We start from the raw sequence: 24,501 nt of genomic DNA on the forward strand, positions 1-24,501 counted from the left end.
GCACAAAAATATAAAAAAACTGTTCCTATAAAAGCGACATTTAATTCAATGTACATTAAACTTTTGCTGATAGAATTTCTCCAATACATTTATACTAAAACTATATCATATGAAAAAGTACTTATTTAGTTTAGCCCTGCTCATGGCAGGCATCATCAGCGCCAAGGCACAGGCCACTTTAGGGATCAAAGGCGGCGTCAACTTTTCTAAAATCAACACCGATGATGTAAAAGAATCATCCGTGACCGGCTACCAGGTTGGTGTATTTGGCCGTATAGGTAACGCCTGGTACTTGCAGCCCGAGGTTTACCTGGGCAGCCGCGGCGGTAAATTTGAAGGCAGCAGCAATGGCAATACTGTAACGGCTAATGGCAAGGCTACCTTTACTACTTTGAATGTACCTTTGCTGATAGGCAGAAAGTTATTAAGCGCCGGCTCTATAAATGTACGCGCCATGGCCGGACCAATCTATTCTTATAATTTAGATAAGAAAATTGATTTTAAGGCGGCAGCTCAAGATTTTGGCGACTATAAAAACAGCACTTTAGGCTTCCAGGTAGGCGGTGGTATAGATATTGGTAACATCACGGCCGATTTACGTTATGAAGGCGGCTTAACCAAAATTAATGAGCGCTATGGTCAGCGCGCTAACTTATGGGCCTTAAGTATTGGCTTCAAGATTTTGTAAGCATACTAACCTATTTAAAAAATACCAGTACAATAAGTTGTGCTGGTATTTTTGTTTAATATAGAATTTATCTTGTGCTTACCTTTGCACCATGGCTGCTCCTGTTTCTCATCGTAAAATCATTCATATTGATATGGATGCCTTTTATGCTTCGGTAGAGCAGCGTGATTATCCCGAATACCGGGGCAAGCCACTGGTAGTAGGCGGATTGCCCGAAGGCCGTGGTGGCGTAGTAGCTACCGCCAGTTATGAGGCCCGCAAGTTTGGCATACGTTCGGCCATGCCCGCTAAAAAAGCCTTGCAATTGTGCCCGCATGCTATTTTTGTGCGTCCGCGATTCCAGGTTTATAAAGAAGTGTCGCAACACATCCGCGAAATTTTTAGTCGCTATACGGATTTGATTGAACCGCTATCGCTTGACGAAGCTTACCTGGATGTAACCAACGACAAGCTTAACATTGGCTCGGCCATTGAAATTGCCCAACAAATTAAACAGGCTATACAGGACGAATTACAACTGACGGCTTCGGCTGGGGTATCCATCAATAAATTTGTAGCCAAGATAGCTTCGGACATTAACAAGCCCAACGGACTAAAATTTATCGGCCCCTCCAGCATTGAGGCTTTTATGGAAAGCCTTCCTGTCGAAAAGTTTCATGGCGTGGGTAAGGTAACCGCCCAGAAGATGAAAAACATGGGCCTGCATACCGGTGCCGATTTAAAGAAGCTAACCGAAGATGAACTGGTAAAGCATTTTGGCAAAGCCGGACGATTTTATTATCAGATTGTGCGCGGCATTGACAACCGCCCGGTACAACCCCACCGCGAAACCAAATCAATGGGTGCCGAAGACACTTTTGCCTATGACCTGACTGAGCCCGATGAAATGCACGCTGAACTGGACAAAATTGCCCAAACCGTAACCGACCGCCTGGCCCGCTACCTGTTAAAAGGCCGCACGGTTACTTTAAAAATCAAATACAGTGATTTTAGGCAGATAACCCGGAACCAATCATTCCCCTACCCGGTGGGCGATTTCGAAACCCTTACCCAAACTGCCCGGCAACTACTGGCTGCTACGGGTTTGGATGATGTAAGAATTCGTTTGCTGGGTATATCGGTATCTAATTTTGGCGAGCCTGCCACCAAGCCCAAAAACCAAGGACCAGCTGAGCAACTGAAGCTATTCTGAAATTTATGGCAAACTTAATCAGATACTTGCGGGTAATATAACCGGCCGGATGTAACACTGTGCCATTAAATAACGTCTGTAGTTAACCTAAACCATTAAAACAGTATTCTTTTGACCATTGCTATACTTTAAAATGAACAAAACGCTTACCTGCATAGCCGCTTTCTTTGCTTTCACCTTTTTATCCATTCCAATATCTTATAGTCAAATTCGTAGCCGAAGCTCTATCGGTGTGGGTGTAGGCATTAATCAGCCCATGCAAAATGGTTACCGCATTGGACGCGACAGGGTAATACAGGCCAACATTCGCCTTAACCGTAGGCTTACGCTGATGCCAACCCTGGGTGTAGAAAACATTAAAGGCAATAACAAAGGTGCTTATAACGGCTATTATTTTACCGAGTCGGGCCGGAGTGTAGGCTTGGTATTTTTAAACCCTGCCATGAGATACTATTTCAGCAAAACGCTTTTTGGCTTTGCCGGGCCTTCCGTTTACATAGGCGGCGAAAACGCCAGCAGCTCGGGCCTGGGCGGCACGGCCGGTGCCGGGTACGACTGGCCGGTGGATGATTACAGCAGCCTGGAACTTTCTTTACGGGCGGATGTATTGCCCGTGTACAGTAAAACCGTTCCGGTGGCAGGGTTGCGGTTGGCTTATAAGTTTAATTTTAGTGCGAGGTATTAGTGGTTTGTATTATAATATTGAATAGCCAATTATATTTTAAGAATCATGATTGGTACGCTGCAGCAGTGCAGGAGGATGCTTGAAGGAGCGCAAAGGAATTAATACATAATTTTAGCCAGCGTTTACTTACTAGATGTATCAATAAATCCTTTTTGAATCAAACTCTCGATGTAATCTTCTTTCGACTTTGTGCATTTCGCAAATTCAATAAAGAAGTTCTTTTCCATCTTACATTGCTTTTTCATAGAACCGATTAAATAATCGTCCAATGTATCTCCACTGTGACTTGTGTAAGTTTGAGCAATCAATTTGCCTTCATGCCAAAATTCATAATAGTGGTGATGTGAATTATTAAGAGTAAAGCCTTTTTTTAAAAAGTTAGATATAGCCTTTTTGGTTTTTAAAGACGCCATTTACTTATTGCTAACGGATTTAATAATTAAATTGTAATACTGCTTAACTTGCAATAAGTAACTGCTTAGTTGATTATCTTGAAGCTGATTTAATCTGTTATAACTGTGACTAAATTGCTTAAATAACGATTCTTTAGCTTCTGTAGTTGTCCGCCCACCTGCGTATAAATCTAATTGCTCATTCTCTATGATGATTCCTTTCCCCTCTTGGTATAACTGAAATAAGATGGGAGTTTTAAAAATATAATGACTATTGTCTGTTTCAATTCGATCAAGTTTTAATGATAAGGTCGCCTCTTTATCATTATATAATTCAGACGTTTTTCTAGATATTTTTCCGCTTTTGTCTTTTTTTATGATGACCCTTGCTACAGCTGTAGATTCATCTGGCTTCACATCGGCTGCTTCTAAAGTTTGTTCTTTTACTATAAGTTGATCATAAACCTCTTTGTTAAGCCTTCTTATAGAATATACTTTCTTAAACTTATTATCATCCTGTCGTTTTACAATAGTGACTGGAGTAGTTCCTGCTGAATTTGTAAAATCATAAAGCTTTTTTATTACATCGTTCTTAGCAGATGGCATATTATACCAATCAGCAATCTGCTGATAATTACCTTTATCAATGCTACTTACAACTTTTGTAAAATCAGCAACAACAGATTTTCTTGCTTCGCCATTATCAAATAATGATGGAATTGGATGAGGATTCAGCCGAAAGGCAGGAACCGCAGAACCATTATAAAACCCTGAAAAGTCAAGTTTAAAATTATCCAAATTGGAATTACCTGCAGCATCAAGATTGTATTTTGCCAAAGTAAGGATAAGCGCTTCTAATTTGTCCCCAACATTTTTTAAAACATCCCAAGAAACGGAGTGCTCATCACTTTCATTGCCTATACGTATCAAAAGTTCTTTTTCAAGATCAAGTGTTTGAAGTTTCGTTTTTGACATGGTTTAAAAGTGACGACTAGCGGGAAAGAATGTTTACTAAAGTATATTTTTATTATGATTTGACAAACAGTTTTTAACTTCTTGAATATATTAACAAAACGATCTTCTTTAGTTCTAAAGCTGGACGTTTATAGAAGCAAATAAATTAGTCAAATTCAATAACTATAAAAGGGACGATTGCAAAATCAAGCAATTGTTCCTTACCTACAACTCAAAAATCCGCTCCATCAATACCCACTTTTCGCCGGGGCGGGCTTGCGGTAAAGGGCGCTGGTATTTCCACATCAGTTGTTCCCACTCCTGCACTTTGTCGTTGGCCGCATCAACTGCGGCCTTTTTGTCGAAACTGAATGTGTCGTTAACATCCATGATCATAAACAGGCGGTTGGCAAAACGGTAAATTTCCATTTGTGTAATGCCTGCTTCAGTGATGCTTTGCAGTATTTCGGGCCATATGTTTTGGTGCCATTTTTCGTACTCGGCAATCAGTGCAGGGTCGTCGGCCAAATCAAGGGTAAAGCAATAGCGGTTCATGATCTGTAAGTTTTATGCATTACGCCATTTGCGGCGACAGTTGCGCATTGATAATCTCGCCAAAGCTCTCGGTACGTTTTTCCCAACTGTTGTTGGCGGCTACGGCGCTGCGGTGTGCTACTACATTAGGCGCATTATCCTGCAAAGCGGCTTCAATAGCCTGATTAAACGCGTTGGCATCAGCAGCAAAACGTACGGCACCTTCGGTATATTGTTGTAAATCGGGATTGAAATCGGTAGATATAACCGGCTTGCCGGCTGCCAGGTATTCAAAAAGTTTTAGTGGGAACAAGGTGCGGCTTACTTCGTCTTTTTTAAACGGAATAATGGCTACGTCAAATCCTTTCAGCAACTGGGGCGCTTCATCATACAGTACCGGACCTATAAATTTCACGTTAGGCGCTTTTAACAACTGTTCCGGGATATACTCAGGCCAGTGTGGTCCGGCCAGGATGAATGATTTATCAGCATTGGCGGCTACCACAGCCACAAGCAACGGATAATCAATACGGCGCTCTATACTGCCAATATAGCCAATAACAGGCCGGCGTACATTGTTCAGTTTAGGATGAACCGGTACAGCCGGATCAAGCACTGTGGCAAAATGATGCACATCGGCGCCATTTGGTACTAAATATGTGTTAGGGTTTTGCTGCTTCTTCTCTTCGTAAAGCGCCTTACTGGTACATATTACCAGGTTAGACGTTTTCACCAGTTCATTTTCAGATTGTATACCGTGTTTTATATCATATGGCACAATCATCGGATCTACACATTGGTAAACAGTATAGCTGGGTTTGATATATTTGGCCAGTCCAGGGTAATGAAAGTTGAAGGCATTGATATAAATGAAATTGGTAACCCCTTCACTTTTTAACGCTTTATTGATACGGCTGGAGAGCAGCAGTTCATTGAATTTTAAAGCCGCACGGTACAACTTACCCTCGGGCAAAAAATTGATGGGAAGCACCGGCGGACATACAATGACTTTAAGCCCCGGCATATCAGTATCTTTTATACCGGTTGATGTTATCTTAAAATCATCCCTTCTCGATTTTACTTCTTCCCCTTTACGCTGCTGGATGTAGTCTTTCAGGGTAAACGGATACTCTATAAAAAACACTTTATTTTTTTTAGCCAAATTACGTGCTATAAAAAATGAGGTGGATTGTATAAAGCCATCAAAACGGGTATTGCCTAAAATTACAATAAACTTGCCTTCTAATGTCATGCGTTGGGGCTAGGTATACTAAAAAGTAGGTAAATTAACATATATATATCAGTATTCAGAAAAAACGATGCCAACTTTTTATTGCTGGCTTAGCCCAAACCGGAATGATGAAGTCAAAATCTTGTTTTAGCAAGAAGATTATAGCGCTCTGTTGAACGTTAAAGCAAGAAAAAGTTAAGGCTAACCGGCTTATAAATGCACTTTCTTTTACCTAAATATTCTAAAAAGTTTTATAACTTCGAATGTCTTTTAGCCGTTCCTTTTATGCTTAGCCCATCTGATTACATTGTGCAACATATGGCGCACGTAAATTGTGCATTTCTAAAGCCTGGTGACCGCGTATATTACGACCTGCGGTTCAAGAGTACCGTGCCTACCCTAATCATGTTCGAAACTTTGCTTAGCCGCCTTTATAAATTTAAACACATTAGCGGCGATAAATCTACCGGCAATATGGTAATCTTTGAAATTACAACGGTTAAGTTATAATCACTATTACTTACTTGTATTACTGTTTGCAAACATTTTTTGTAACGTAGTAGTTATCATACCTATATTTTAATGATAAACTTAATATTCGCACTATGAGAAAAGGATGGTTTTTAGCAATGGCTATGTTTGGCCTGTTCAGCGTAAGCAGCACTTATGCACAAACAGACTCAGTGAAAATAAAGGTAAAAAGGAACAAGTATAAAAAAGTGGTCAAAGCCAGCCCTCGTACAACACCTGCAGCTACTACTGTAAATGTTAACACCACACCAGCTGCGCAAACCACTACAACTACAACCACCAGTAAACCGGCAGCGCGGCAAACATCGGTAGCCACCAAAAGCTCTGCAACGTCATCGCGGGTAGTACATAAAACCACAACTAAACGTTCGGCAGCACCTAAGCGTTAAAGTTTAGCCAACATTTTACTATTTAAGCATTTGCAGGGCTTTTCATTATAGAAAAGCCCTGTTTTATTTTTGTGATACTTTGATTTAAGCCGTTTACCTACAAATCAGATAGCAAATAATTGCTTTGACAATCAATTGCTTATAGCTTTAAATAAAAACTTTAATATCATTTCATTAAACCCTCCTGCAAAAAATCTATCTGAAAATTATAATTAGTTACTTAAACAATACGATTATGAAAAAGATGATTTTTGTTTGGAGTTTAATAGCTGGATTTCTATTAACCAATATAAATGTTCAGGCACAACGCCGTCCCATGAGTTCACAAGCTAAAGGTGCTTTAATTGGCGGTGCAGGCGGCGCCTTGCTAGGTGCAATAATTGGCAACAACGTAAAAGGTGCTTTAATTGGTGCAGCCATTGGCGCTGGTGGTGGTTATATTGTAGGTAACGAACATCGCCGTACCGTACAAAAACGCCAGGCAGCTTACCGTCAGGGATATTCCAACGGTTACTATACCCGAAACCGCGAGGTAAACTACCGTACCCGTTACCAAGGTTACCCTTCATACCGTAATGTACGTTATGCCAACTACAGATAATAAATACCGGTTTATAAAAAAGCCTTTGTGATAACACAAAGGCTTTTTTTGTTGGAAGACTTTTATTTAAATGTGTTGTTTTTATGTGGCTTGTTGGAAATAATTAAAGCCAGTCAATTCCATACTTGTTCTTCGTCCGTGTGTGGTTGTTTTTCGGTTAAAATAGCATTTGCCCACCAGTATAATTAAAGCGACTACCAATATGGCTTTTAGCCAAAATTTAATAACTTTTACAAACAGCAAAAAGGCCACAATGCAACAAGCTACAATAATGGCCCAATAGCTAAGTCCGGTACTTGCAATTGCTAAAAGCATATAAAATATATGAATAAAATAACGGCTGCAATATACGCAGAATATGGCTATTTAATGTGGCAAGCTTGTTATAATAGGTTTTATATGATTACTGATAACCTGTTTTTTGAATTTTTATAAAAGCTATAACTATTCAAAACTATTATAGACAAAAGCTATAATTAAAATTCTGCTGTTGCTTACGCCATATCAACAACCGATGATATGGTAAAATAAAAAATTGACCCTTTTCCTATCTCACTTTCTACCCAAATAGAACCATCATGTAGTTTTATAATTTCAGCACTTAAATAAAGGCCAATACCAAAGCCCGATATAATTTTGTTTTGCTCAGCCTCAACCCGGTAATACCGCTCAAAAAGCCGCTTTTTATCTTCGGGTTTAATACCCATACCAAAATCTTGCACACTAATCTGCACGTGCTTATTAGTTATTTCTGTAGCTATATTGATAACTTTGCCGTTTACAGAATATTTAGCAGCGTTGCTGATGAGGTTGGATATTACAGATCCAATCTTGTCTCGGTCGGCATAAACATACACGTCAGATACCGGTTTGAAGTCAATTTCGTGCCCACTCATAATCAGCCGGTTTTCATCAATAATCTCCTGTACCAAATCATTAAGATTAAACGTTTCCTTATCCAAATGCAACTTACCCGATTCAAAGCGCGACAGATTTAAAAATCCGTTAATCATTACCGTCATTTTCTTAATTTGATGATTTACTTTAGTTAGCGCATCTTTAAAGAACGGATCATCATGTCTTTTTGCTTTTGATTCCATTACTTGCAGGTAAGCCTTAATGGAGGTAAGTGGCGTTTTGAGTTCATGGCTTGCAATACCTATAAAGCTGTCTTTTTGCGCTTCAATGCCTATTCGCTCAGTTACATCTCTAAAGTGCGACACCATGGCGTAAATACCCGGTTCAGTCAGGTAATTAAAAACTTCTCCTTCCAGCCAACCATAGCTGCCATCTTTACGGATAAACTGGAGCTTTACAAAACTACAGCCTCCGGGTATTGCCAATATCTGCTCAACACTACCTTTATACTCTGTTAAAGATTTGGGCGTATAGAGCCTGTCTATTATCTGTGCCTCATATTCTTGAGGCGAATAACCAAATATCTCTTTTACCTTCGGACTTACGTAAATTGCTTTACCAACTTCATTCCTAAGTACCAGCAAATCGCAGGCCTGTTCTATTAACAGCCTGAATTTGTTTTCGGCTGCCTCGCTCTTCTTCAACGCCCGTTTCATGGAATATCCCATAACAGCAACCAACAAGTTTTGCCCAGTAAAAACGGCCACTTGTATGCCTATGCGCGACGGCATTATAAAAGAATGATATGGCTGAATAAAATAATAGTCGACGATACCTACGCAAACAAAATTTGTGATTAGTCCAATAGCCCAACCCGAATACCAGATCGTAGCTACGATAACAGCGGTGTATAGCAAAAATGGTGTACGAGCGCCCAGTAATTCATTAAAACTCAATTTAAACAAAGTAACCGCTACAATAAGCAGTAAAGGGAATATATAACGGGATAATTTCCTGTAAAAAAGCATAGGGGAAGCGCTATAAAGAAGCGCCGAAATTTAAGCTAAAAAAGGGAAACTTATAGCTTAGATAAAATGAACTATATACAGCCTATGTAAACCTATCTTTGTTCTTAAATCAAGGCAGTGTAGTAATACTTATTATCTGCCCTAAAACATTAGCTACGCTGGTTTGAAACTCATTTGGCGCAACGTCAAATATCAAGCCTGTTTCAGATTCTCCCCTACTCACATAGTCTACAGCTTCTACAGAGTCAATCTTGTAACTTATACCATCTAATTGGATATAATAGCCGGCATCAATAACGCCTTCAATTATATTTCCGGTAAGTACTTGCCCAATACCTACTATACTAAAACACTTGCTGGTTTTAAATTGAGCTACTGTAGATAGTAACATGATATATAATTAAGTTGTGAATATAATTTCAGTGAAAACATTAAAGTTAAAGAACACTTTCTTTTCTATCTACCAATTTGCAAAAACCTTATTTTTGACGCTCATGACCGCCCGTACCAAAATTTATTTTGCATCCGATTTTCATTTAGGCGCTGTTACCTATGCCGCCAGTCGCGAGCGCGAAGATTATCTGGTGCGCTGGTTCGACAGCATTAAGCATGATGCTGCCGAACTATTTTTGGTGGGCGATATTTTTGATTTTTGGTTTGAGTATCGCTCGGTGGTACCCAAAGGGTACGTACGCTTTTTGGGCAAGCTGGCCGAATTATCAGACGCTGGTGTGAAACTTTACCTGTTCAGGGGCAACCATGATATGTGGATGTTCAATTACTTTGAACAAGAACTGAACGCCACTCTTATCAGCAATGAAATGATTTTGGAACGGCAGGGCAAAAAGCTATATATTCATCATGGTGACGGCTTAGGCCCTGGTGATGCTAAATATAAAATGCTTAAGAAGCTGTTTCGTAACCGCTTTTTACAATGGATGCTGGCACGCATACATCCTAATTTTACGTTTGGGCTGGCCAGCCGCTGGTCGCAGCATAGCCGTGTAGCTAATGCAGCTCCTAAAGAGCAAAAGCTATATGAAAACGAATGGCTAGTTACTTTTGCCCGCGAAACGCTGCAGCAATCACATTACGATTACATGATTTTTGGCCACCGCCATATTCCGCTGGTTATTCAACTGAGTGATGATAGCCAGTATATTAATTTAGGCGAATGGATCCATTACCGCTCATACGCCGTAATGGAAAATGGGAAGGTTGATTTACTGTATTTTGAACAAGATCAATTGAGAGGGTAATTACATTGTTAGCCCCAACCCTGCATTATCATTCAATACCCACTTTCCATCTGCAAATGCAGGCATAGCAAACGGATTGTTACTGGTTAGCAGCGGTCCATCCAAATCTGTCCAATCACATTGAGGGGCAAGGGCCGCTGCGGCCAGGGTTGCGCAGCTGGTTTCACTCATAGAGCCAATCAATATCTTTATTTTCAATTCACGCGCCTTTATTATCATTTGCCTCGCCTCATACATACCTGCCGATTTCATCAATTTGATATTGATGCCATGATAAACGCCATGCGCCTTATGCACATCGGCCAAACGTCGAACCGATTCATCGCCCAGAATAGGAATGGGACTACGTTCGGTAAGCCAGGCGTTACTATCCGGATCAGTTTTAAGCATGGGTTGCTCAATAAGCTGTACGCCCTGCTCGTGCAGCCAGCAAATCAAGTCAAGGCTTTGCTCCCTGTTGGTCCAGCCTTGGTTGGCGTCTACGTACAACGGCAGGTCAGTTACTGTACGAATAGCGTTTATTATCTTGCGGTCATCATCGCTACCCAACTTTACCTTGATTACGCTTACATTAGGCGCTTCCTTTACTTTTTGAGCAAGTATTTCGGGTGTATCCATACCCACGGTGTAGCTGGTTACCGGCATCAATGCAGGATTACTGCCTAGCAGTTGCCAGCAGGGCTTTTGTTGTAGCTTACCGTCTAAATCGTGCAACGCAATATCAATGGCCGCTTTGATGGCCGGATTGCCCGGCGCCAGGCTATCCAGATAATTGATGATTTCTGCATAATTAAATGGATAAATAAACCGGCTTACATCTACTTTCTGTAAAAAACTGGTGGCCGATGCCCAGCTTTCGCCCATGTAAGGCACCATCGAAGCTTCGCCATAACCTGTATATCCTTCATAGTTTAATTGTACCAGCATCAGTGGTGTAGCTGTACGCGAATAATTGGCGATGGTAAAGCGGTTCTTGAGTTGCAGTTGGTAGGTAGTGTAGGTTAGTTTCATATCCAAATGAAAGGTAAGAAAAGATGCTCTGAAAAATCAACTTGGGATGATTATGGTATTTTACAATTCTTACATATTTGCCCGCCGGATGCTTTAACTGTGGTATGTATCTTTGCCGCATGGCGCCAACTCTATATAGTCCGTTCAACCCGTTAAATTTTAGTAACCGCAACTGTTTTTTAACCGGCCAGGTTTTGTCATCTGAAGAAGAAAAGATTCAGGTATTCCCGGCTTGGTTAATGAGCCGTTATAACCTGGCCGATCAGCCGTTTAAACTGCTTGACGAGAGTTACGCCACCTACAAAGATTTAAAACTGCCTTGTGCCGCTAGTACCAACGAGCAATACATTGCACCGTTGGAAAATACTATAGCCGAGGCATTTACGCAAGGATACCAGGCTGTGAAAGCATTGGACCCTATGCTGCTGTTTCAATGGGCGGGTAAGTTGCTGTATGGCATTGTTTTTAACGAAATACAGGCCGGTATACGCCAGCAACATGTAAGTGGCGAAGGTTTCAGTATGTCGCAGGCGCTGATACACAAATTTAGCCACCTGCACCTAATGCTGCAAAGCTTAAATATGCCACTGGTGTTTGACGAGTTTACACCCTTCAGTTTATTTCTGTTTAAGGTGAATAATGCCGAAAATGAGTTTGGCTATCGCGACGAAATCAATACGCTTACCTTTTCGCTACGCATTCAGGATTTTGGTTTGATTATATGCCTGCAGGATAATGGGGCTAATGCACGGTATCACCGCGATTTGTACGAGCAATGGCAAAACCGTACCCTACACCCCATACAGTTCGAAGAGATGAACGCCCGTATATTTTATTCGGCCTTTTTGTTTAACAAGCTGCCCGAATACAACGTATTGCCTGTAGGTGATGAAATTTACTTGGAAGCGATGGCCCTGCGCGGTATGGGTGGTAAGCCTACATTTGATATGTGGCAAAACAAAACTTACGGGCAAGTGCTGGAAAGCTTCTGGAAAAAATGGGGATTTGTATTGTTTGAAATCATCAAAAACCCCGAAGCGCCCATGAGCTTTTTATTTAAGCCAGATGAAAGCGTAATAGATAACAGCGAGATTGATTTGCCGCTGTAATTCTCCTTTCTTATAATTTGTATCTTTGCCGCATGATTGATGTGATCCTGAAAAAAGGTAAAGAAAAAGCGGTGCTGCAACGCCACCCCTGGGTATTTTCAGGCGCGGTAGAACGGATAAAAGGGAAACCGGCCAATGGCGATATAGTACGCTTATTGGATGCGCAAGGCGGCTTTATGGCTTATGGCTTTTATAATAAAGAATCGCGTGTGGCTCTGCGCTTACTAGAGTGGAATGAGAATACGCCGGTTAATGACACTTGGTTCCGTCAAAAGGTAGCTATCGCTGTACAAAGTCGCAGCAATATTTTACAGGATGGTAGCAACAATACCTGCCGACTTATTTTTAGCGAGGCCGATTACCTGCCGGGATTAATTGTAGACAAATATGCCGATTACCTGTCGCTTCAAATTTTAACTTCAGGTATCGAAAACAATAAAGCTGTAATTATTGATGAATTGCAGCGCCTGTTGCAACCCAAAGGCATTTATGATAAAAGCGACGCTTCATCACGTGCGCATGAAGGACTGGAGACCGCTAATGAAGTACTGGCTGGTGACGCTCCGCCCGAACTGGTTGAAGTAAAAGAGAATAAGATCGTTTATGGCATCAACATTGCCGAAGGCCAAAAATCGGGCTTTTATTGCGACCAGCGCGATAACCGCCATATATTGGCTACGCATACCGCCGGCAAAAAGGTGTTGGATTGCTTTTGCTATACAGGAGGTTTTACCCTCAACAGCTTACAACACGGTGCCGCTTCGGTTACCAGCGTAGATAGCTCGGCCTTAGCCATTGATACTTTACGCAAAAATATTGAACTGAATAAGCTGGACGCCAGTAAGCATTCGGCCATACAATCGGACGTAAACAAACAACTGCGCCGCTTTAAAGAAGAAGGTGAAAAGTTTGACGTAATTGTATTGGATCCGCCTAAATATGCCCCATCCCGCTCGGCATTGGACAGGGCTTCACGCGCGTATAAAGACTTAAACCGTATTGCCATGTTGCTGCTTAACAGTGGCGGACTGCTGGCTACCTTCTCATGCTCGGGGGCAATGGATATTGACACCTTTAAACAGGTACTGGCCTGGGCTGCGCTGGATGCCGGGAAGCAGGTACAGTTCATCTACCAGTTTTGCCAACCCGAAGATCACCCCGTACGAGCATCATTTCCAGAGGGAGAATATTTGAAAGGGTTATTGTGCCGGGTACTGTAATAAATATCAACTATTCTTTGTAAAATGAGTTGTAAGTTTATTCTATGAAAACAGAACTGGAAAAAATGCTTTCGGGCGAATTGTATGATGCCAGCGACAAACAGCTGACAGATATGCGCCTGAAAGCCCGCGAACTATTTGTAGCCTATAATACAACCAGCTATGCCTATGATCACCAACGCAAATCTTTACTTAAAGAGTTATTAGGTGCTTGCACTGATCGTATCGATATACAAGCCCCTTTTTACTGCGATTATGGCAGTAATATTTACGCTGGCGATAATCTGTTTATTAATTTTAACTGCATTATACTGGACTGTGCGCGCGTAACTTTTGGTAACAATGTAGCTTTAGCACCTAACGTGCAAATTTATGCCGCTTACCATCCGGTTATTGCGTCAGAGCGCATCAAAGGCCCGGAGCTAGCCGCCCCTGTTACCATTGGTAATAACGTTTGGATTGGCGGCGGTGTTATCATTTGTCCCGGTGTTACCATTGGCGATAATACCACCATTGGTGCCGGCAGCGTAGTCACCAAAAATATCCCGGCTAATGTTGTAGCCGCAGGTAATCCGTGCCGCGTAATTCGGGCGATTGAAAGTTGATTTGTTATATACCTTATTAGCTAAGGTTTATCAATTACCTTAATTGCAGAAGCCTTAAAGTATTGATATAACCTTGGGATAAACATAAAAAAAGCCCTTTGCGTAGCAGCAAAGGGCTTTTTAATTAAATAATCAAGTATTAACCGGCGTTTTGTTTTGCCTCTTGTTTTAACTGATCATTAGCTACAATTACAATCTCTACACGGCGGTTTTGAGCACGACCGGCTTCAGTACTGTTATCAGCAATCGGTTCGCTAAATCCTTTACCTTGTGTAGTTAAACGACCACCAGTTACACCGTTAGAAGTTAAGTAAGATTTTACCGATTGCGCACGTCTAACTGATAAATCCTGGTTTAAGGATGCACTACCTGTGTTATCGGTATGACCTACAATCAGTATATTGGTACCTTGATTATTGTTCAGCGAAGTAGCCAGATTTTGCAAATTGCTTTGCGCAGCTGATTTCAAGTCAGTTTTGTTTACATCAAACAAAATACCTGAATCAAATTTCACCAAAATACCTTCGCCCTGGCGTTCAACAGTTGCGCCCGGTACAGTTTGTTTAATTTCAGCAGCTTGGCGGTCCATTTTACGACCAATAAAAGCACCGGCTGTACCACCAACGGCACCACCAATAATAGCACCTAACGCAGTATTACCTGCACTTTTACCTATAAGGGCACCAATGGTACCACCGGCGCCAGCACCAATGGCAGCACCTTTTTGTGTTTTAGTAAGAGAGTTACAGCCAGAACCAATTAAGCTTGCCGTAGCAATAGCCATAGTTACAATAGCTGTTTTAAATGTTAATGTTTTCATTGTTAAGATTGAATTTGTGCATCAAGTATGTTACAAAGCGAGTGCCAAAGTTATAAAAGCAATCGATAAGTGCATAAGCACTATTATGAAAGAACCTTTGTTTGCCAACTGTGCTTTGTCTTTTTTTATTTAAGAGCCATCTGATGCTATGAAGTATGTTATAACAAAATTTAACAATATGAAGTGCCAGGAAACCATGTTTGCGGGCAAAGCAAACGTTTGCGGAGTTTTTTATTGGTATTCATGCTGTTTCAATTATAAAATCGATTAAAATTGCTGATGATTTATTGTTTAGTTTGCATTAGGCACATAACTGCAATAAAATCAGCGACGTACTTTGTGTTGAACGTACGCTTTATAAACCAATTCATCGTATAATAAAATAAGCTTAGTATAAGCTGCCAGTACTAGTTATGAAAAACTTTTTGGACGAAAATTTTTTGCTGCAAACGCCTACCGCACAACGCTTGTATCATGATTATGCTAAGCATTTGCCTATCATAGATTATCACTGTCATTTGCTTCCCGATCAGATTGCCAATAACATCAACTTTAAAAATTTGACTCAGGTTTGGCTGTATGGCGATCACTACAAATGGCGCGCTATGCGTACCAACGGTATCAACGAAGATTACATTACCGGCGGCAAAAGCGACTTTGAAAAATTTGAACAGTGGGCCGCCACCGTACCCTATACCCTACGCAACCCATTATACCACTGGACGCATTTAGAATTACAGCGTTACTTTGATATACATGATTTGTTGTCGCCCAAAACAGCACAACAAATTTACGATGAATGTACGGCCAAGCTGCAAACGCCCGAATACTCGGTACAGGGTCTCATCAAAAAAATGAATGTGGAAGCCATTTGTACCACTGATGATCCATTGGATAATTTAGAATTTCACCAAAAAATAAAACAACAGCCGGATGCGGCAGTAAAACTTTTACCGGCATACCGTCCGGATAAAGCCATGAATGCCGATGATGTTGCCGGATTGAATGCCTACATCAGCAAACTGGAAGAAGTGGCCAACGTTAGCATCAGCAGCTTTGAAGATTATTTATCGGCACTCAAAAAACGCCACGATTACTTTGCCGAAAACGGTTGCTCGGTATCCGATCACGGCCTGGAGCAAATTTATGCCGAAGATTATACCGATGATGAGATCCGCGCTATTTTCTTAAAAATAAGAGCCAATGAAGTGCTGATGCCGGGTGATATTCTGAAATTCAAATCGGCTATGCTGTTCCATTTTGCCATTTGGGATCATGAAAAAGGTTGGGTACAGCAGTTTCACCTGGGTGCTTTGCGCAACAATAACAACCGTTTATTAACCAAACTGGGGCCAGATACCGGCTTTGATTCTATAGGTGATTTTCCGCAGGCACGTGCATTGTCTAAATTCCTGAATAAGCTGGATACCGAAGATAAACTGGCTAAAACCATTATCTATAACCTTAACCCTGCTGATAACGAGTTGATGGCTACCATGATTGGCAATTTTAACGATGGCTCAATAGCCGGTAAAGTACAATTTGGCTCAGCTTGGTGGTTTTTGGATCAGAAAGACGGTATGATTCGTCAGATGAACGCGTTGTCAAATATGGGCTTGCTGAGTAAATTTATTGGTATGCTTACTGATTCGCGCAGCTTCCTGTCGTTTCCGCGTCACGAGTATTTCCGCCGTTTGGTGTGTAACCTGTTTGGCGATGATATTGAGAATGGTGAACTGCCTAATGATATTGAATGGACCGGTAAAATTGTACAGGACATCTGCTACTACAACGCTAAAAATTACTTCCCTTTTGATAAATAACCATGAGCGACCTTTTAAATAAAGATTATAGTTCCGGTTCTGTTCTATCATTTGGTGAGTTACTGTTGCGCATTACCCCCGATGCCGGCGGCGATTGGTTAAAAGACAATGCTCTTCCGGTTTTTGTAGGCGGTGCAGAGCTGAATGTAGGTACAGCTTTAGCCCTATGGGATGTGCCATCACGATATTTTACGGCCTTGCCGCAAAACGGTATGTCGGCACAAATTATTGAGTACTTAAACCAGAAAGATATCGATACCTCTTCGATAATGTTCCACGGGAAACGTGTAGGTTTATACTTCCTGACCAAAGGCCAAGATTTAAAGCACGATGCCCTGATTTACGACCGTGCCCACTCCGCCTTTGCCGACCTGACCACTGGCCTTATCGACTGGGATAAAGTGCTGGACGGCATTACCTGGTTCCATTTCAGCGCTATTTGCCCGGCTATCAGCCAAAACGTAGCTGATGTATGTAAAGAGGCTTTGCAGGCTGCATCAGCAAAAGGCATCACTATATCGCTCGACTTGAACTATCGTTCCAAACTATGGCAGTATGGCAAACAGCCGGCTGAGGTAATGCCCGAACTGGCACAGTATTGCGATTTAATTATGGGCAACATATGGGCGGCCAATAATATGCTGGGCGTCCCGATCTTCCCTGATATGGTTGAATCGGGCCAGAAAAGCCTTTACCTTAAAGCCGCACAAAATACATCTGAAGAGATTATAAAACAGTTTCGAAAATGTAAAGCGGTGGCTAACACATTCCGTTTTGATGCCAATAATACCAATATAGACTACTACACGGCTTTGTATACCAACGGCACTTTGTACGATTCGAAAGAATATCAGGCAGAGACTATTGTAGATAAAGTAGGCAGCGGCGATTGTTATATGGCTGGATTGATTTACGGCTTTTATAACAACCTTGATCCGCAGCAGATACTGGAATTTGCTACGGCAGCGGCCTTTACCAAATTGTTTGTAAACAGTGATGCTACCGACCGTACAGTAGAATTTATTCAAAATGCAATTAAACCATGAAAAATAAACAAGAGGTTTTAGATAGTATCATTAGCCAAGGCATGCTGCCGTTATTCTTTTTTGAAGACGGCGAAGTAAGCGTTGAGATTACCCGTACCTTGTACAAAGCAGGTGTACGCGTGTTTGAATATACCAACCGTGGCAAAGCAGCGCTCGAAAATTTTAAATTGCTTAAAGAACTTCAACAGGCCGAAATGCCTGATTTGCATTTAGGCATTGGCACTATCAAATCCATCCATGAGGCGGATGCTTTCATTAATGCCGGTGCTGATTTCTTGGTATCGCCTATTATCAACCCTGAGGTAGCTAAGATGGCGCATGACCACCACATGCTTTGGATACCGGGCTGTATGACGCCTACCGAAATTTATACCGCCCAATGCAATGATGCAGCATTAATCAAGTTGTTTCCGGCTAATATTTTAGGTCCGGCGTTTTTGAGTTCCATTAAAGAGTTGTTCCCCGGTCAGCTGTTTATGCCAACCGGCGGTGTGGAACTGGAAGCCGAAAACATTGCCACTTGGTTTAAAGCGGGTGTTTGTGCAGTGGGTATGGGCAGCAAACTCATCAGCAAAAAAGTGCTGGAAGGCAAATTATACGACCAATTATACAACGATACTTTAAAAGCCATTGCGCTGGTTAAAGCCGGCCGATAATACTAACCGTATCCTAAATTATGAAAGACATTAAAATGAGCAATTACCGTTGGACTATTTGTGCCCTGCTGTTTTTTGCTACTACCATTAACTACCTGGACCGGCAGGTACTCAGCTTGCTGCAACCAACACTAGCCAAAGAATTTGGCTGGACAAACAGCGACTACGGCACCATCGTAGGTGTGTTTTCGTTAGCCTATGCTTTTTCTATGTTATTTGCCGGCCGTGTAGTTGATTATCTAGGTACCAAAATGGGTTATACCTGGTCTATCATACTTTGGTCTTTTGGGGCCATGTTGCATGCTATTGCACACTTAGTACCCGGAAAATTATTAGGTTTTTCATTAGGACGCACGGTATTGGCAGTAGGCGAATCGGGTAATTTTCCGGCAGCTATAAAGGCTACTGCTGAGTATTTTCCAAAAAGAGACCGCGCACTAGCTACAGGTATATTTAATTCGGGCTCAAACGTAGGTGCTATATTGGCCCCTATTGTGGTGCCTTGGATAGCATCTGTTTACGGCTGGAAATGGGCGTTTATTTTAATTGGTGCTTTGGGTTTCATTTGGCTCATATTTTGGTTGATATTTTATGAATTGCCATCTAAGAACAAAAAGCTAAGCCAGACCGAGTATGAGTATATTCATAGGGATGAAATCATCAATAAGCAAGGTATTGTGGTTGAAACAGAAGACGAAGGCAAAAAGTTCACCTACTCACAATGCCTAACTTACAAGCAAACCTGGGCTTTTGCTTTTGGTAAGTTTATGACCGATGGCGTATGGTGGTTTTTTCTGTTTTGGCTGCCTGCTTATTTTAAAGCACAGTATAACATGACGGGCACGGCCATATCACTGCCTATAGCTGTGGTATATACCGCAACTATGTTTGGTTCTATTGGCGGCGGCGCTTTCCCCACTTATTTCATTAACCGAGGTTATAATCCATATGATGGCCGCATGCGGGCAATGTTTATTATTGCCTTGTTTCCTTTAGTGGTGTTATTAACGCCTTATTTAAGCCAGTTTAGTTACTGGTATGCTGTACTTTTAATCGGCATAGGTGCATCTGCACATCAAGCCTGGTCAGCCAATATATTTACTACTGTAGGCGATATGTTTCCTAAAAAAGCTATTGCTACTATTACAGGCATAGGCGGTATGGCAGGTGGCATTGGTTCATTCCTGTTAAGTAAAGGTGCTGGTATGCTGTTTGATTTTTACGACAAAAAAGGCACTATACAAACCGGATATTCCATTATGTTTGTGATATGTGCGTTGGCTTATGTAATAGCTTGGGTAGTGATGAAAAGCCTGGTTCCACGTATGAAACCTATTCAATTGTAGATTAGCATCAATAGTTTATGAAATGTAAATTGTTGCCTTTTATATTTTTGGTTATAAAACCAATAGGCTAATAACCTACTTTAGTATTCAGGACACACACAATAACATAAAGTATAACTTTTAACCAACTATCATGAGTTTTAAAGACGAGCTTAACAAGCTTTTTGTTGATGAAAGCCAGATACCGGAGCAATACCGGATTGAAGAGCTGCATCAGCGCGAGTACCTTGTTAACGGGGAAATGCTTCCCTGGGATGGAGAAGTGAGTGAGGTTACTTCACCTATTAACGTTCCAACACCCGAAGGCTTAAAGCGTAAGGTTATCGGCAGCTACCCGCTGGGAACCGAAAAAGAAGCGATGGCAGCACTGGCTGCCGCCGAGGCCGCTTATGACAATGGTCGTGGCGAATGGCCAACCATGAGCGTAGCCGACCGCATTAAGTGCATGGAGAAATTTGTGTACAAAATGGTTGAGCAGCGCGACCTGGTGATCAAGCTCATTATGTGGGAAATTGGCAAATCACTGGCCGATTCAACTAAAGAGTTTGACCGTACCGTTGAGTACATCAACTTAACTATTGACGCGCTGAAAGATATCGACCGCGAATCATCTCGCTTTACCATGGCCGAAGGTGTGGTGGCACAGGTACGCCGCTCGCCGCTGGGCGTGGTATTGTGTATGGGTCCGTTCAATTATCCATTGAACGAAACTTTTACCACGCTGATTCCAGCAATCATCATGGGCAATACCATACTCTTCAAACCACCGAAACATGGTACTCTGGTACACTATCCGTTGTTGAAAGCGTTCCAGGAATCGTTTCCTAAAGGTGTGGTAAACACCGTTTATGGTCGTGGTGCCAATGTTACCCCTGGCCTTATGGCTACCGGTAAAATTAACGTGCTTGCCTTCATCGGTTCCAGCAAAGTGGCTAACGATTTAAAAAAACGCCATCCGAAAATTAACCGCTTACGTGCGGTATTGAGCTTGGATGCGAAAAACGCAGCTATTGTTACCAAAAGTGCTGACCTGAATATTGCAGTTAACGAGTGTATTTTAGGATCACTGTCTTACAACGGTCAACGTTGTACGGCTATTAAAATCATCCACGTACATAAAGATGTAGCCGATGAATTTTTGAAATTGCTGAGCGAAGGCGTGGCTAAATTGAAATACGGTATGCCTTGGGAAAAAGGTGTAAACCTTACCCCTGTTGCCGAACCGGGCAAACCGGCTTACCTGAAAGAATGTATTGATGATGCCATTGCCAATGGTGCCCGTGTGGTAAACGAAAACGGTGGCGAAGCAGTAGAATCATTCTTTTATCCGGCAATTGTGTACCCAATTAACGACAAGATGAAACTGTACCGTGAGGAGCAGTTTGGTCCGGTAATTCCGGTATTGCCTTTCGAGTCTATCGAAGAGCCTATCCAGTACCAGATCGACTCGCCGCATGGTATGCAGGTTAGTATCTTTAGTACTGATGCACAGGAAACCGCTGATTTAATTGATCCGTTTGTGAACTTGGTAAGCCGTGTTAACATCAACGCACAATGCCAGCGCGGACCAGACGTGTTCCCGTTCACCGGTCGTAAAGATAGCGCCGAAGGTACCTTGTCTGTGCATGATGCTTTGCGTTCATTCTCTATCCGCTCATTGGTAGCCACCAAGCTGAATGACAACAATAAACAGCTGTTTAATGAGATTGTGAACGATCATGATTCAAACTTCCTGAGCACAAACTATATTTTCTAAATTTAAGTTTATTTATAAAAGAAAAGACAGCTTAATAAAGCTGCCTTTTCTTTTATATACTGCTTTCATCATCATCCTGAGCTAGCCAACGTAAAGCAGGTTGCATTATTGAAAGCTAACGCACAAATGGTTACCCCGACGCGCCCAGGATGGCAATGCGAATTACTTTCCTCTACGTTTTTTATTCATCACCAACGTGAAGTACATCTGCGAATCATCCTGCTTGTTGCTAAATGTACTGTAACAGGTTTCGGATACATAGCCTTCTTTCTCGACCACTATTTTGTACTTGCCGGCCTTTTTGATGTTAAAGTTTACAATACCATCGTCATGAGAAAGCTGAGAGGCTAAAATTAAACTGTCTTTTAAGTCTATCAGCGTGGCATTTGCATGCTCAATAGACTCTTGCGTTAGTTTGTCTTTTAAAGTAAGTTTGATGGATTTGGTTTGCGCCTCACTGTAAGCGGATAAGCAGATTATGACTACGCTTACAAAAGCGCTTACAAGTACTTTACTAATGGACACATTCGGTTTCATATGCGCTCTGTTAAAAAGTGAAAGATTTATTACCTACATGACAGTAATTATTTCATTGCGTTGCATTAAAATTCATATTTTTAAAAACTTTGGTGCAAACAAAGTTTGGCATACCGCACTTAATCAACTACTTTTGCACGCAGAAAAACGAATAACAATTATGTCACACCACCAAGAAGAAGATAAAAGCTACGATTCATACTTTTACATTATTGGCCTGTTAGCCGGCTTGTTTGTTGGCGCTATTGTTAACCAAGGCTTTGTTTGGATACCGGTAGGCGCTGTATTAGGTTTGCTTACTGCTGTTCTGTTTATCAAATTAGCCGTAAGAGGCCGTGGACAATCTGAAGCCTAACCGGCAGCAGGATTTACCGTCTTTTATTCGCAACTGGAACCAGTTTTACGGTATTGTTATCGTGTGGCTGGTTTTTTTAATTTTTGTATTTTGGCTCATCACATTATATTTTAAATGAGCCTTATTGATTGGATTGTTTTAGCCGTTACCCTGCTGGTTATTATTGTATATGGTATATACAAAAGCCGTGGCAGCCAAAACATTGATCAGTACTTGGTGGGTGGCCGCTCGTTGCCCTGGTATCATATCGGCTTATCGGTAATGGCTACCCAAGCCAGCGCTATTACTTTTTTATCTGCACCCGGACAGGCATATAGCGACGGGATGCGCTTTGTGCAGTTTTACATGGGCCTGCCCCTGGCCATGATTGTACTGTGCATTACGTTTGTACCTATTTTTCATCGCCTTAAGGTTTATACAGCTTACGAGTACCTGGAGCAGCGCTTTGACCTGAAAACACGGGCATTAACCGCATTTTTGTTTTTGTTGCAACGCGGGTTGTCTACGGGTATTACTATTTATGCACCTTCCATCATCTTAGCTACAATCCTGCAAATTAATGTAGTGTACACCACCCTATTTATTGGCTGCCTGGTTATATTGTATACGGTTTATGGCGGCACCAAAGCGGTATCTTACACACAAATGCTTCAAATGAGCATTATTTTTTCGGGTATGTTTGTAGCTGGGGTAATGGTAGTTTATTTGCTGCCGCAACAAGTAGGTTTTGGCAAAGCCCTGCATCTGGCCGGAAAACTGGGCCGGATGAATGTTATTGACTGGAAGTTTGACGCCAAAAACCAGTACAACATTTGGAGCGGTTTAATAGGCGGCTTTTTTTTGCAGCTCTCATATTTTGGTACCGATCAAAGTCAGGTTGGCCGCTACTTAACCGGCAGTTCGGTTGGCCAAAGCCGCATAGGTTTAATCATGAATGGCTTAATTAAAATACCCATGCAGTTTTTGATACTGCTAATTGGTATTTTAGTGTTTGCTTTTTACCAGTTTAAGCAACCTCCCATGTTTTTTAACCGCTATGAGGTAGCACAAATTAAACAGAGCCCATTAGCTGCCCAGTACAGCAATTTAGAACAAAAGTATACCGTTGCATTCGCCAACAAAAAAAACAAAGCTGAGGCCTTAATTAATGCTTTAAATACCGAAGATCAATCAGCTATTAGTAAAGCTCAAAAAGAACTAAAAATTGCGGATAATAATACTGATACTTTGCGCAAACAAGGTATTGCTTTGATGAAGCAAAATAACAACAAAGCTAACCTAAATGATACCAATTATATATTCCTCACCTTTGTTACCCAATACCTGCCTAGAGGATTAATTGGGCTATTGATTGCTATTGTATTTCTGGCTTCTATGGGGTCAACCGCCAGTGCATTGAATTCTTTGGCTTCTACTACCGTGGTAGATATTTATAAGCGTACCATCAATAAAAATGCATCAGACCAAAATTATTTGAACGCTTCGAGGCTGGCTACTGTTTTTTGGGGATTAGTTTGCTTGAGCATGGCCTTATACGCTGGGCAACTGGGCAATTTATTGGAAGCCGTTAATAAGCTGGGCTCATATATATATGGGGTAATATTGGGCGTGTTTGTGGTAGCCTTTTATCTAAAAAACATACAAGGTAACGCCGTATTTATTGCTGCTTTATTAGCTGAAGGCATTGTTGTTTTGTTTGGCTGGCAGGAATGGATAGCTTACTTATGGCTAAATGCACTGGGATGTATTGCAGTTGTAGTGATAGCTGCGTTGATAAATCCTCTATTCAGACGCGTTTCCTTAAAATAAATCCTCTTAAGTAACTTCATAAAAAAAGCCCTGTCTTACAACAGAGCTTTTATCATTTTAATTATT

Annotated in this window: 26 protein-coding genes; 17 read left to right on the plus strand and 9 right to left on the minus strand. The window is 41.5% G+C overall.

Features of this window, described 5'->3' with window-relative positions:
• Positions 1-109 precede the first annotated feature (109 nt).
• From GPM24_RS05570 to GPM24_RS05580, 3 genes are all read left to right on the plus strand, one after another.
• Positions 110-688 carry a porin family protein gene (locus GPM24_RS05570; protein WP_158825731.1) on the plus strand — a complete coding sequence of 193 codons (579 nt, stop codon included), beginning with the start codon at positions 110-112 and terminating at the stop codon, positions 686-688.
• Between the two features lie 91 nt (positions 689-779).
• Positions 780-1,880, plus strand: a complete 1,101-nt coding sequence (gene dinB / locus GPM24_RS05575; protein WP_158825732.1) for a DNA polymerase IV — start codon at positions 780-782, stop codon at positions 1,878-1,880.
• A gap of 133 nt (positions 1,881-2,013) precedes the next feature.
• On the plus strand, positions 2,014-2,565 hold the full coding sequence (locus GPM24_RS05580) for a hypothetical protein (protein WP_158825733.1): 552 nt from the start codon (positions 2,014-2,016) through the stop codon (positions 2,563-2,565).
• A 122-nt stretch (positions 2,566-2,687) separates the two neighbouring features.
• Here the strand turns inward: GPM24_RS05580 and GPM24_RS05585 are convergent, their stop codons facing one another.
• The 4 genes from GPM24_RS05585 to GPM24_RS05600 form a co-directional block, all read right to left on the minus strand.
• Positions 2,688-2,978: a hypothetical protein gene (locus GPM24_RS05585; RefSeq protein ID WP_158825734.1), complete on the minus strand. Its 291-nt coding sequence runs from the start codon at positions 2,976-2,978 to the stop codon at positions 2,688-2,690.
• Positions 2,979-3,932, minus strand: coding sequence for a hypothetical protein (locus GPM24_RS05590; RefSeq protein ID WP_158825735.1), 954 nt, complete (start codon positions 3,930-3,932; stop codon positions 2,979-2,981).
• Positions 3,933-4,136: 204 nt separating this feature from the next.
• Entirely contained in the window at positions 4,137-4,466 is a 330-nt protein-coding gene (locus GPM24_RS05595) for an L-rhamnose mutarotase (protein ID WP_158825736.1), read from the minus strand.
• A 19-nt stretch (positions 4,467-4,485) separates the two neighbouring features.
• Entirely contained in the window at positions 4,486-5,697 is a 1,212-nt protein-coding gene (locus GPM24_RS05600; RefSeq protein WP_158825737.1) for a glycosyltransferase, read from the minus strand.
• A gap of 297 nt (positions 5,698-5,994) precedes the next feature.
• On the opposite strand from GPM24_RS05600, the gene GPM24_RS05605 reads away from it, so the two are divergent.
• From GPM24_RS05605 to GPM24_RS05615, 3 genes are all read left to right on the plus strand, one after another.
• Complete coding sequence (locus tag GPM24_RS05605) at positions 5,995-6,186, plus strand: hypothetical protein (RefSeq protein WP_158825738.1); 192 nt, start codon at positions 5,995-5,997, stop codon at positions 6,184-6,186.
• Between the two features lie 95 nt (positions 6,187-6,281).
• Complete coding sequence (locus tag GPM24_RS05610) at positions 6,282-6,596, plus strand: hypothetical protein (RefSeq protein WP_158825739.1); 315 nt, start codon at positions 6,282-6,284, stop codon at positions 6,594-6,596.
• A 235-nt stretch (positions 6,597-6,831) separates the two neighbouring features.
• Positions 6,832-7,197 (plus strand): YMGG-like glycine zipper-containing protein, encoded by a 366-nt coding sequence (locus tag GPM24_RS05615; protein ID WP_233268740.1) that lies wholly within the window; start codon positions 6,832-6,834, stop codon positions 7,195-7,197.
• Between the two features lie 494 nt (positions 7,198-7,691).
• Here GPM24_RS05615 and GPM24_RS05620 read toward each other — a convergent pair whose 3' ends face one another.
• Together GPM24_RS05620 and GPM24_RS05625 are read right to left on the minus strand one after the other, a co-directional pair.
• A complete protein-coding gene (locus tag GPM24_RS05620; RefSeq protein ID WP_158825740.1) occupies positions 7,692-9,083 on the minus strand; it encodes an ATP-binding protein in 1,392 nt (463 codons plus the stop codon).
• A 109-nt stretch (positions 9,084-9,192) separates the two neighbouring features.
• Positions 9,193-9,474 (minus strand): hypothetical protein, encoded by a 282-nt coding sequence (locus tag GPM24_RS05625; RefSeq protein ID WP_158825741.1) that lies wholly within the window; start codon positions 9,472-9,474, stop codon positions 9,193-9,195.
• A gap of 31 nt (positions 9,475-9,505) precedes the next feature.
• Here GPM24_RS05625 and GPM24_RS05630 point away from each other — a divergent pair, with 31 nt between their 5' ends.
• A complete protein-coding gene (locus GPM24_RS05630) occupies positions 9,506-10,342 on the plus strand; it encodes a UDP-2,3-diacylglucosamine diphosphatase (protein ID WP_369409673.1) in 837 nt (278 codons plus the stop codon).
• Here GPM24_RS05630 and GPM24_RS05635 read toward each other — a convergent pair whose 3' ends face one another.
• Positions 10,343-11,353: a dipeptide epimerase gene (locus GPM24_RS05635; protein WP_158825742.1), complete on the minus strand. Its 1,011-nt coding sequence runs from the start codon at positions 11,351-11,353 to the stop codon at positions 10,343-10,345.
• Positions 11,354-11,472: 119 nt separating this feature from the next.
• On the opposite strand from GPM24_RS05635, the gene GPM24_RS05640 reads away from it, so the two are divergent.
• Genes GPM24_RS05640 through GPM24_RS05650 form a run of 3 tightly spaced genes read left to right on the plus strand, consistent with a single transcriptional unit; the run spans position 11,473 to position 14,287 of the window.
• Positions 11,473-12,462 (plus strand): hypothetical protein, encoded by a 990-nt coding sequence (locus GPM24_RS05640; RefSeq protein WP_158825743.1) that lies wholly within the window; start codon positions 11,473-11,475, stop codon positions 12,460-12,462.
• A 32-nt stretch (positions 12,463-12,494) separates the two neighbouring features.
• Positions 12,495-13,682, plus strand: a complete 1,188-nt coding sequence (locus GPM24_RS05645) for a class I SAM-dependent rRNA methyltransferase (protein ID WP_158825744.1) — start codon at positions 12,495-12,497, stop codon at positions 13,680-13,682.
• 44 nt (positions 13,683-13,726) lie between these two features.
• Positions 13,727-14,287, plus strand: a complete 561-nt coding sequence (locus GPM24_RS05650; protein ID WP_158825745.1) for a sugar O-acetyltransferase — start codon at positions 13,727-13,729, stop codon at positions 14,285-14,287.
• Between the two features lie 139 nt (positions 14,288-14,426).
• On the opposite strand, the gene GPM24_RS05655 is transcribed toward GPM24_RS05650, so the two are convergent.
• A complete protein-coding gene (locus tag GPM24_RS05655; protein WP_158825746.1) occupies positions 14,427-15,107 on the minus strand; it encodes a YiaD family glycine zipper/OmpA-like lipoprotein in 681 nt (226 codons plus the stop codon).
• Between the two features lie 413 nt (positions 15,108-15,520).
• On the opposite strand from GPM24_RS05655, the gene uxaC reads away from it, so the two are divergent.
• From uxaC to GPM24_RS05680, 5 genes are all read left to right on the plus strand, one after another.
• Positions 15,521-16,930, plus strand: coding sequence for a glucuronate isomerase (uxaC, locus tag GPM24_RS05660; protein WP_158825747.1), 1,410 nt, complete (start codon positions 15,521-15,523; stop codon positions 16,928-16,930).
• A gap of 2 nt (positions 16,931-16,932) precedes the next feature.
• Positions 16,933-17,976: a sugar kinase gene (locus GPM24_RS05665; RefSeq protein WP_158825748.1), complete on the plus strand. Its 1,044-nt coding sequence runs from the start codon at positions 16,933-16,935 to the stop codon at positions 17,974-17,976.
• Positions 17,973-18,632: a bifunctional 4-hydroxy-2-oxoglutarate aldolase/2-dehydro-3-deoxy-phosphogluconate aldolase gene (locus GPM24_RS05670; RefSeq protein WP_158825749.1), complete on the plus strand. Its 660-nt coding sequence runs from the start codon at positions 17,973-17,975 to the stop codon at positions 18,630-18,632. Before GPM24_RS05665 ends, GPM24_RS05670 begins: the two co-directional genes overlap by 4 nt.
• A 20-nt stretch (positions 18,633-18,652) precedes the next feature.
• Positions 18,653-19,978: an MFS transporter gene (locus GPM24_RS05675; RefSeq protein WP_158825750.1), complete on the plus strand. Its 1,326-nt coding sequence runs from the start codon at positions 18,653-18,655 to the stop codon at positions 19,976-19,978.
• 133 nt (positions 19,979-20,111) lie between these two features.
• Positions 20,112-21,734 carry an NADP-dependent glyceraldehyde-3-phosphate dehydrogenase gene (locus GPM24_RS05680; protein WP_158825751.1) on the plus strand — a complete coding sequence of 541 codons (1,623 nt, stop codon included), beginning with the start codon at positions 20,112-20,114 and terminating at the stop codon, positions 21,732-21,734.
• A 162-nt stretch (positions 21,735-21,896) separates the two neighbouring features.
• On the opposite strand, the gene GPM24_RS05685 is transcribed toward GPM24_RS05680, so the two are convergent.
• Positions 21,897-22,271: a hypothetical protein gene (locus GPM24_RS05685; protein WP_158825752.1), complete on the minus strand. Its 375-nt coding sequence runs from the start codon at positions 22,269-22,271 to the stop codon at positions 21,897-21,899.
• Positions 22,272-22,431: 160 nt separating this feature from the next.
• On the opposite strand from GPM24_RS05685, the gene GPM24_RS05690 reads away from it, so the two are divergent.
• Positions 22,432-22,626 carry a hypothetical protein gene (locus GPM24_RS05690; RefSeq protein WP_158825753.1) on the plus strand — a complete coding sequence of 65 codons (195 nt, stop codon included), beginning with the start codon at positions 22,432-22,434 and terminating at the stop codon, positions 22,624-22,626.
• 114 nt (positions 22,627-22,740) lie between these two features.
• The gene (locus GPM24_RS05695) at positions 22,741-24,435 is read left to right on the plus strand and encodes a sodium:solute symporter family protein (RefSeq protein ID WP_158825754.1); all 1,695 of its coding nucleotides are present in this window, start codon (positions 22,741-22,743) and stop codon (positions 24,433-24,435) included.
• Positions 24,436-24,501: the final 66 nt, after the last annotated feature.

The sequence above is a fragment of the Mucilaginibacter lacusdianchii genome (genome assembly GCF_009770985.1).
GTDB classification, from domain to species: domain Bacteria; phylum Bacteroidota; class Bacteroidia; order Sphingobacteriales; family Sphingobacteriaceae; genus Mucilaginibacter; species Mucilaginibacter lacusdianchii.

Excerpts from the sequence above, each read along its gene's own strand:
- GPM24_RS05570 (WP_158825731.1), top strand. The coding sequence starts at position 110 with ATGAAAAAGTACTTATTTAGTTTAGCCCTGCTCATGGCAGGCATCATC.
- dinB (WP_158825732.1), top strand. The coding sequence starts at position 780 with ATGGCTGCTCCTGTTTCTCATCGTAAAATCATTCATATTGATATGGAT.
- GPM24_RS05580 (WP_158825733.1), top strand. The coding sequence starts at position 2,014 with ATGAACAAAACGCTTACCTGCATAGCCGCTTTCTTTGCTTTCACCTTT.
- GPM24_RS05585 (WP_158825734.1), bottom strand. The coding sequence starts at position 2,978 with ATGGCGTCTTTAAAAACCAAAAAGGCTATATCTAACTTTTTAAAAAAA.
- GPM24_RS05590 (WP_158825735.1), bottom strand. The coding sequence starts at position 3,932 with ATGTCAAAAACGAAACTTCAAACACTTGATCTTGAAAAAGAACTTTTG.
- GPM24_RS05595 (WP_158825736.1), bottom strand. The coding sequence starts at position 4,466 with ATGAACCGCTATTGCTTTACCCTTGATTTGGCCGACGACCCTGCACTG.
- GPM24_RS05600 (WP_158825737.1), bottom strand. The coding sequence starts at position 5,697 with ATGACATTAGAAGGCAAGTTTATTGTAATTTTAGGCAATACCCGTTTT.
- GPM24_RS05605 (WP_158825738.1), top strand. The coding sequence starts at position 5,995 with ATGGCGCACGTAAATTGTGCATTTCTAAAGCCTGGTGACCGCGTATAT.
- GPM24_RS05610 (WP_158825739.1), top strand. The coding sequence starts at position 6,282 with ATGAGAAAAGGATGGTTTTTAGCAATGGCTATGTTTGGCCTGTTCAGC.
- GPM24_RS05615 (WP_233268740.1), top strand. The coding sequence starts at position 6,832 with ATGAAAAAGATGATTTTTGTTTGGAGTTTAATAGCTGGATTTCTATTA.
- GPM24_RS05620 (WP_158825740.1), bottom strand. The coding sequence starts at position 9,083 with ATGCTTTTTTACAGGAAATTATCCCGTTATATATTCCCTTTACTGCTT.
- GPM24_RS05625 (WP_158825741.1), bottom strand. The coding sequence starts at position 9,474 with ATGTTACTATCTACAGTAGCTCAATTTAAAACCAGCAAGTGTTTTAGT.
- GPM24_RS05635 (WP_158825742.1), bottom strand. The coding sequence starts at position 11,353 with ATGAAACTAACCTACACTACCTACCAACTGCAACTCAAGAACCGCTTT.
- GPM24_RS05640 (WP_158825743.1), top strand. The coding sequence starts at position 11,473 with ATGGCGCCAACTCTATATAGTCCGTTCAACCCGTTAAATTTTAGTAAC.
- GPM24_RS05645 (WP_158825744.1), top strand. The coding sequence starts at position 12,495 with ATGATTGATGTGATCCTGAAAAAAGGTAAAGAAAAAGCGGTGCTGCAA.
- GPM24_RS05650 (WP_158825745.1), top strand. The coding sequence starts at position 13,727 with ATGAAAACAGAACTGGAAAAAATGCTTTCGGGCGAATTGTATGATGCC.
- GPM24_RS05655 (WP_158825746.1), bottom strand. The coding sequence starts at position 15,107 with ATGAAAACATTAACATTTAAAACAGCTATTGTAACTATGGCTATTGCT.
- uxaC (WP_158825747.1), top strand. The coding sequence starts at position 15,521 with ATGAAAAACTTTTTGGACGAAAATTTTTTGCTGCAAACGCCTACCGCA.
- GPM24_RS05665 (WP_158825748.1), top strand. The coding sequence starts at position 16,933 with ATGAGCGACCTTTTAAATAAAGATTATAGTTCCGGTTCTGTTCTATCA.
- GPM24_RS05670 (WP_158825749.1), top strand. The coding sequence starts at position 17,973 with ATGAAAAATAAACAAGAGGTTTTAGATAGTATCATTAGCCAAGGCATG.
- GPM24_RS05675 (WP_158825750.1), top strand. The coding sequence starts at position 18,653 with ATGAAAGACATTAAAATGAGCAATTACCGTTGGACTATTTGTGCCCTG.
- GPM24_RS05680 (WP_158825751.1), top strand. The coding sequence starts at position 20,112 with ATGAGTTTTAAAGACGAGCTTAACAAGCTTTTTGTTGATGAAAGCCAG.
- GPM24_RS05685 (WP_158825752.1), bottom strand. The coding sequence starts at position 22,271 with ATGAAACCGAATGTGTCCATTAGTAAAGTACTTGTAAGCGCTTTTGTA.
- GPM24_RS05690 (WP_158825753.1), top strand. The coding sequence starts at position 22,432 with ATGTCACACCACCAAGAAGAAGATAAAAGCTACGATTCATACTTTTAC.
- GPM24_RS05695 (WP_158825754.1), top strand. The coding sequence starts at position 22,741 with ATGAGCCTTATTGATTGGATTGTTTTAGCCGTTACCCTGCTGGTTATT.